The 6,339-nt window shown below is 63.2% G+C and carries 7 protein-coding genes; 5 read left to right on the forward strand and 2 right to left on the reverse strand.

Annotation, left to right across the window (positions count from 1 at the left end):
- Positions 1-490: 490 nt before the first annotated feature.
- Positions 491-862 (reverse strand): response regulator, encoded by a 372-nt coding sequence (locus OC446_RS10030; protein ID WP_181052661.1) that lies wholly within the window; start codon positions 860-862, stop codon positions 491-493.
- Between the two features lie 100 nt (positions 863-962).
- Here OC446_RS10030 and OC446_RS10035 point away from each other — a divergent pair, with 100 nt between their 5' ends.
- Positions 963-1,253: a DUF3572 domain-containing protein gene (locus OC446_RS10035; protein ID WP_262028887.1), complete on the forward strand. Its 291-nt coding sequence runs from the start codon at positions 963-965 to the stop codon at positions 1,251-1,253.
- 12 nt (positions 1,254-1,265) lie between these two features.
- A complete protein-coding gene (locus tag OC446_RS10040; protein WP_262028888.1) occupies positions 1,266-2,534 on the forward strand; it encodes a DNA polymerase IV in 1,269 nt (422 codons plus the stop codon).
- 87 nt (positions 2,535-2,621) lie between these two features.
- On the opposite strand, the gene OC446_RS10045 is transcribed toward OC446_RS10040, so the two are convergent.
- Positions 2,622-3,461: a cell envelope integrity EipB family protein gene (locus tag OC446_RS10045; protein WP_262028889.1), complete on the reverse strand. Its 840-nt coding sequence runs from the start codon at positions 3,459-3,461 to the stop codon at positions 2,622-2,624.
- Between the two features lie 125 nt (positions 3,462-3,586).
- Here OC446_RS10045 and OC446_RS10050 point away from each other — a divergent pair, with 125 nt between their 5' ends.
- From OC446_RS10050 to OC446_RS10060, 3 genes are all read left to right on the forward strand, one after another.
- Positions 3,587-4,057 (forward strand): RidA family protein, encoded by a 471-nt coding sequence (locus tag OC446_RS10050; RefSeq protein WP_262028890.1) that lies wholly within the window; start codon positions 3,587-3,589, stop codon positions 4,055-4,057.
- On the forward strand, positions 4,054-4,806 hold the full coding sequence (locus OC446_RS10055) for a glycerophosphodiester phosphodiesterase family protein (RefSeq protein ID WP_262028891.1): 753 nt from the start codon (positions 4,054-4,056) through the stop codon (positions 4,804-4,806). Before OC446_RS10050 ends, OC446_RS10055 begins: the two co-directional genes overlap by 4 nt.
- Positions 4,807-4,882: 76 nt before the next feature.
- Complete coding sequence (locus tag OC446_RS10060) at positions 4,883-6,058, forward strand: GNAT family N-acetyltransferase (RefSeq protein ID WP_262028892.1); 1,176 nt, start codon at positions 4,883-4,885, stop codon at positions 6,056-6,058.
- Positions 6,059-6,339 lie beyond the last annotated feature (281 nt).

Consider the following 6,339-nt stretch of genomic DNA (forward strand, 5'->3'; position numbering starts at 1 on the left):
TCATTCGATGATGGGCCATTCATTCGATGATGGGATTGCTGCTGGAACAACAAAATGGCGCCCTTGGGCGCCTCGACGAGGAATGATGGGAAGGATTTGGTGGCCAGCCGGGAGCAGCGTTGAGGAGGCAACGATCTGCCCCCAGGCTGGCCGAGCCCACGAAGTCCCAGGAGATGCGGCGGACCTGAGCATCCGTAGGGCATTTCTTCCGCTTGAGAGCATCGGATCCAAGACCGAATCCGTCCGGTGCTCCAATCCTTGATGAGCGCATCGTTCAGTTAGGAAAATCGGATCCTGTTTTCCGTATGATGCGCCAAGGCGGAAATTTAGGCTGAACGTATAGGAAACATGGAGCGATGCAAGCTCCTATGTGGCCGAAAAGCGGCATTTTCACAAAAAAGTTAAAGCCAAGACATCTCAAGGAGATGTCCTGGCCTCTTCAAGTTTCGGCCTGCGCGCCGCCATGGATTCGTCCCAGTTGAGCAGGCTTTCAGTCCGCTTCCAGGTAGGTTTTCACGGTCGCGATGAACTTGGAAACGGAGATCGGCTTCGACATATACGCCTCGCAGCCCCCCTCCCTGATCCGCTCCTCGTCGCCTTTCATGGCGAACGCCGTGATGGCGATCACCGGGATGGACTTCAACTCGTCGTCGGCCTTGAGCCAGCGGGTCACTTCGAGACCGGAGACCTCGGGCAGCTGGATGTCCATGAGAATCAGGTCGGGCTTGTGGGCCCGGGCGAGTTCCATGGCCTCGATCCCGTGACTGGTCTTCAAGGTCGCATAGCCGTGGGCCTCGAGGAGGTCGTTGAAGAGCTTCATGTTGAGTTCGTTGTCCTCAACGATGAGCACAGTCTTCTTCATGGCCGCTTTCCCCGGGGCTCCGGATGTACTTCACCGGCCCAATGGTTCATTTGATGGTATAGTTAGGTCCAAACCTATTGATGAAATGCAAATTGACAGCATGAACACTCCCTTAAAAAGAGTTACCCGCGAGGAGGCCGAAAATGTCGCACTCGGAGCTTTTTCCTTTCTGACGGGCGACGAGGAGCGCCTCGGCCGTTTCCTGGCGGTGTCCGGCCTGAGGCCCGACACGATCCGCTCGGCCGCCTCGTCCCCCGGCTTCTTCGCCGGAATCCTGGATTACGTCGTGTCCGACGAGCCCCTGCTGCTGGCGCTCGCCAAGGAGTTGAACACCAAGCCGGAGCACATCGTCCAGGCTCATTGGACCCTTTCGCCCTCCGAATTCGAATAATCCTCCCCGCCGATGAGCGAAGCCCCCTTCTGCCGTGACTGCCTGACGCTTTCCGCCCGCCCGCTGGCGGAACGATGCGCGGTCTGCGGCTCCCCTCGCCTCCTGAGGCACAAGGAACGGGACGGCCTCTCCATCGCCCATGTGGATTGCGACGCCTTCTTCGCGGCTGTGGAAAAGCGCGACGATCCCAGCCTCGCCGACAAGCCGGTCATCATCGGCGGCGGCAAGCGCGGGGTCGTATCCACGGCCTGCTACGTCGCCCGCACTTACGGGGTGCGCTCGGCCATGCCCATGTTCCAGGCGCTCAAGCTCTGCCCCCATGCCACGGTGATCAAGCCCAACGGGGAGAAGTACAGCAAGGCCGGGCGCGAGGTGCGCCAGCTCATGCGGGAGCTGACCCCGCTGGTCGAGCCCGTCTCCATCGACGAGGCCTTTCTCGACCTCACGGGAACCGAGAGGCTGCATCACGGGAGCCCCGCCCTCACCCTCGCTCGCTTCGCCCGCAAGGTGGAAACCGAGATCGGGATCAGCATCTCGGTCGGCCTATCCTACAACAAGTTCCTGGCGAAGATCGCCTCGGACCTCCACAAGCCGCGCGGCTTCTCGATCATCGGCCGGGAGGAGGCGGCGGATTTCCTGGCCGACAAGCCGGTCGCGATCATCCCGGGGATCGGCGCCTCGGCTCAGGCGCGTCTCGCGAAGGTTGGCGTGACGCAGATCGCCCATCTGCGCGACGTGCCCCTCAAGATCCTGTTCGAGGCCCTCGGCCGCGATTCGCAGCGCCTCTCGCGGCTCGCCTGGGGCGAGGACCGCCGGACGGTCAACCCGGAGCGGGAGACGAAGAGCGTCTCGGCGGAAACCACCTTCGAGACGGACCTGCGCTCCTTCGAGGACCTGGAGCCGATCCTGTGGCGGCTCTCGGAGAAGGTGTCCCGCCGCCTCAAGGCCGCCGGCCTGGCCGGGCGGAGCGTGACCCTGAAGCTCAAGGACAAGGATTTCCGGCTCCTGACGCGCACCCGATCAGGCTTGGCGCCGACCCAGCTCGCCGCCCGCCTGTTCGATCCGGCCCGGCAGCTTCTGAAGGCCTCCTGCGACGGCACGGCCTTCCGCCTCATCGGCATCGGAGCGGCCGATCTCTGCGATGCGGCCGATGCGGACAAGGGCGATCTGGCGGATCAGAGCGTCGTGCGGCAGGCCCATATGGAAGCCGCCATCGACAAGATCCGCGACAAATTCGGCGTGAACGCAGTCCAGAAGGGAATCGTGCTGCGGAAAACCTAGAGAGCATCGAACGCAAAAGTGGGACCCGGTTTTGCGTGCAAAGATGCGGAGGGAGCAACCTGAAGCTTCGAATAAGAATGCGAAGCTTCAGCGCTGGCAGGCGCTCGGCGCCTGGACATCCAGGCTCTTCAGGTCCCCCTTCAGGGCGAAATCGCCGTAATCGAGCTTCAGGTTGCGGCTGACCCCGTTCTCGTAGAGTTCGAACGCGATCGTATAGACCGGCATCCGGTCGGCCTTCCCTTCTTCGAAATAACTGATCGTCACGGGCCAGCGCGCGACCGAGGCGAGCTTCTCGCCCTGGGCCACCTCTTCGAGCGAGGCCGTCGCGGTGCCGGCCTCGATCTTGCGGCCGATCAGGCCCAGCGTGTCGTAGACCTTGTCGCCCTTGTTCGAGCCGTCATAGACCTTCACGGACAGGGTGCTGTCCCCGCGCCGCCCGGCCTCGATGAGGCGCTTGAGGTGCTCGGTCGGAAACACGGTCTCGCCCTTGGCCTCGAAGGCCTTTCGCTTCGGCTGCTTGAGATCGACGTTGAGGCTGCCCTGGGGCGTGAGCTTGGCGTCGCCATCCACTTCGCCGTCCTTGATCATGCCCTGCCGGAGCGACGTCGACTTGAAATGCATGGAACGGCCGTCCCCCGTCTCGTAGGTCGCGGTCTGGATGTCGACGGTGTTCGTGCCGGTCTCGCTGCTGTTGAGGATCGTGACCTGTCGGTACTTGAGGGTATATCCCTCGCAGGCATCGCCGCCGAATTCCATGGCGATGCGACCCCTCGCGTTCTCGACACCGTTGGAGCTGCCGCCCCGCAGGAGGGTGAGGTCATAGACGGCCCTATGAGGCACGAGCTGAACCGGAGGCTTCGCCGTTTCTGCAGAAGCCGGCGCCAGCAAGGCGATGGACAGACCCGAGGCCACAATGAGGAACCGCATATCTACTCCCGATCCAATGGCAGCCAAGATAGGAGCCTCTTGCGGACAGGGCAATGTTCCCGCTTGCGTCCTTACGGCTCATCCGCCACTAATCCGTCCGAATGATGTCACGGAACGAGGCTTCCATGAGCGCAGTCGACAAGAAACTTCAGGATTTGGGTATCACTCTTCCGACACCGGCCGCGCCGGTTGCGAATTATGTCCCGTTCATTCGAACCGGCAATCTGATCGTCATTTCCGGGCAGCTCTGCCTCGGTCTCGACGGCAAGCTCGGTGACGCCCACAAGGGCAAGCTCGGCGCGGAAATCTCGCCCGAGATCGGCCAGGAGGCGGCCCGTCTGTGCGCCATCAACCTGCTCGCCCAGCTCAAGGCCGCCGTCGGCGATCTCGACAAGGTCACGCGCTGCGTCCGCCTGGGCGGCTTCATCAATGCGGTCCCGACCTTCGCGGCGCTCGCCCCCGTGATGAACGGTGCTTCCGACCTCATGGTCGAGGTCCTGGGCGATGCGGGCCGTCACGCCCGCTCCACCATCGGCGTCGCGGAACTGCCGCTCGATGCCTGCGTCGAAGTCGAAGGAATGTTCGAAGTCCAATGAGCACCCCGAGCTGGCTCGTCGCGAAGCCCATCGCCCATCGCGGCCTCCACAACAAAGCCAACGGCATCATCGAGAACACGGTCTCGGCCGCGGAAGCCGCCATCGCGCGCGGCTTCCCCATCGAGCTCGACGTCCAGCTGACCGCCGACAACGAGGCCATCGTCTTCCACGATTTCGAGCTCGACCGCCTCACGGGCGAGACCGGGCCGGTGGTCGAGCGCAAGCTCTCCGCTCTGACCGGAATCGACATCTCCGGCACCATCGGCGGAGACAAGATTCCGTCGTTCAAGGACTATCTCGCCATGATCGCCGGGCGCACGCCCCTGGTGATCGAGGTCAAGAGCAAGTTCAACGGCGACATGCGGCTCACCAAGCGGGTCATCGAAATCCTGGCGGATTACAACGGCCCCTTCGTCGTGAAGTCGTTCGACCCGGATATCGTCGCCTATCTTCGCGAGAACGCGCCGACCATCACGCGCGGGTTCATCGGCGAGCTGGAATACGCCTCTAAGTCGGACAGCTTCCTGTCCGCCGAGCAGAAGCACCGGATGGCGAACCTGCTGCATTTCTCCGAGACGCAGCCGCACTTCCTGTCCTGGCGCGTGAAGGACATTCCCTGCGCCTCGACGCATCTGAGCCGGCTCCTGGGGCACCTGCCCGTCATGACCTGGACCGTGCGCAATCCGGAAGACCGCGCCCGCGCGGAGAAGCACGCCGACCAGATGGTCTTCGAGGGCTTCCTCCCCTGACGCTTTGCCGCAATGGTTGCAAGGATCCCGCCAAGCGCTTAGCTCTTAGTTCGCAAAGGCGAGATCCTTCCACCCAGTGACGATCCAGGTCAAAATTGCGCAAGGTCTCGGCGCGGTCGCCGCCGCCGATTGGGATGCCTGCGCCCTCGGATCGGGCGCGGGCGACGACGATCCGTACAACCCGTTCGTGTCCCATGCCTTCCTCTCCGCCTTGGAGGATTCAGGCTGCGTGGGGGCGAAGACGGGCTGGGCTCCTCTGCACGTGCTGTTCGAGGATGAGGCCGGAAAGATCCTCGGCGCGGCCCCCTGCTATCTCAAGTCCCATTCCATGGGCGAGTACGTGTTCGACCATTCGTGGGCGGACGCCTATACCCGGGCGGGCGGGCACTATTATCCGAAGCTCCAGGTCGCAGTGCCGTTCACGCCGGTGACGGGTCCCCGCCTCCTGGTGCCGGACGGCCCGCGAGCGGCAGAGATCCGCTCCTATCTGATCGCAGGACTGCGCGCCCTTCGGGATCAGACGAATGCCTCCTCCATCCACGCGACGTTCCTGCAGGAAACGGACCTCGCGGCGCTGACATCGGAACGGTTTCTGCGCCGGGACGATCAGCAGTTCCATTGGTTCAACGACCATTACGGAAACTTCGAGGATTTCCTGGCGGCGCTGGCCTCCCGCAAGCGCAAGGCCATCCGGCGCGAGAGGCGGGATGCCCTGGCGAACGGTATCTCCGTCGAATGGGTGACGGGCCGCGAGATCACGGAAGCCCATTGGGACGCCTTCTTCGCGTTCTACATGGACACCGGTTCGCGCAAATGGGGCCGCCCCTATCTCAACCGCCGCTTCTTCTCCCTCATCGGCGAGCGCATGGCCGACCGGGTCCTGCTCGTGATGGCCAAGCGGAACGGCCGCCATATCGCCGGCGCGATCAATTTCATCGGCGACCGGCGCCTCTACGGCCGCAACTGGGGCTGCATCGAGGACCATCCCTTCCTTCATTTCGAGGTCTGCTACTATCAGGCCATCGAGTTCGCCATCGCGCGCGGCCTCGACCGCGTCGAAGCCGGAGCCCAGGGCGAGCACAAGCTCGCCCGGGGATATCGTCCCGTGATCACCTCATCGGCTCACGACATCGCCGATTCATCCCTCCGCCGAGCTGTTCAGGACTACCTGGAGCAGGAACGTCTCTACGTCTCCGACGCCGCCGAGGAGCTGTCGGAGGCTAGTCCTTTCCGGCACCGGGATGAGGACTAAGGCCAAGGCCCCGGGCCCAGTCGCCTGTTCGTCGTCTTCCCTCCCTCATCCTAGCCGGCCTTTTCCGGCCATCTCAAAGTGCAGCGCCATGGATCCCCTTCCCACGCTTCGCTCACTGGGGACGACACTCTCCAAGTCATGGCCGCACTTGTTGCGGCCACCCACGCCTTTGCAGTGGCTGGAAGACGGGGGTGGCCGCAACAGGTGCGGCCATGACGTCGAGGGTGTGGTGGCGTGGTGCAATGTTCTTACTTCGTTCTTGACAGATGCTTGAACCTTAG

Origin of the sequence: Microvirga sp. Mcv34 (assembly GCF_024519725.1) — a bacterium.
GTDB lineage: Bacteria > Pseudomonadota > Alphaproteobacteria > Rhizobiales > Beijerinckiaceae > Microvirga.

Excerpts from the sequence above, each read along its gene's own strand:
- OC446_RS10030 (WP_181052661.1), bottom strand. The coding sequence starts at position 862 with ATGAAGAAGACTGTGCTCATCGTTGAGGACAACGAACTCAACATGAAG.
- OC446_RS10035 (WP_262028887.1), top strand. The coding sequence starts at position 963 with ATGAACACTCCCTTAAAAAGAGTTACCCGCGAGGAGGCCGAAAATGTC.
- OC446_RS10040 (WP_262028888.1), top strand. The coding sequence starts at position 1,266 with ATGAGCGAAGCCCCCTTCTGCCGTGACTGCCTGACGCTTTCCGCCCGC.
- OC446_RS10045 (WP_262028889.1), bottom strand. The coding sequence starts at position 3,461 with ATGCGGTTCCTCATTGTGGCCTCGGGTCTGTCCATCGCCTTGCTGGCG.
- OC446_RS10050 (WP_262028890.1), top strand. The coding sequence starts at position 3,587 with ATGAGCGCAGTCGACAAGAAACTTCAGGATTTGGGTATCACTCTTCCG.
- OC446_RS10055 (WP_262028891.1), top strand. The coding sequence starts at position 4,054 with ATGAGCACCCCGAGCTGGCTCGTCGCGAAGCCCATCGCCCATCGCGGC.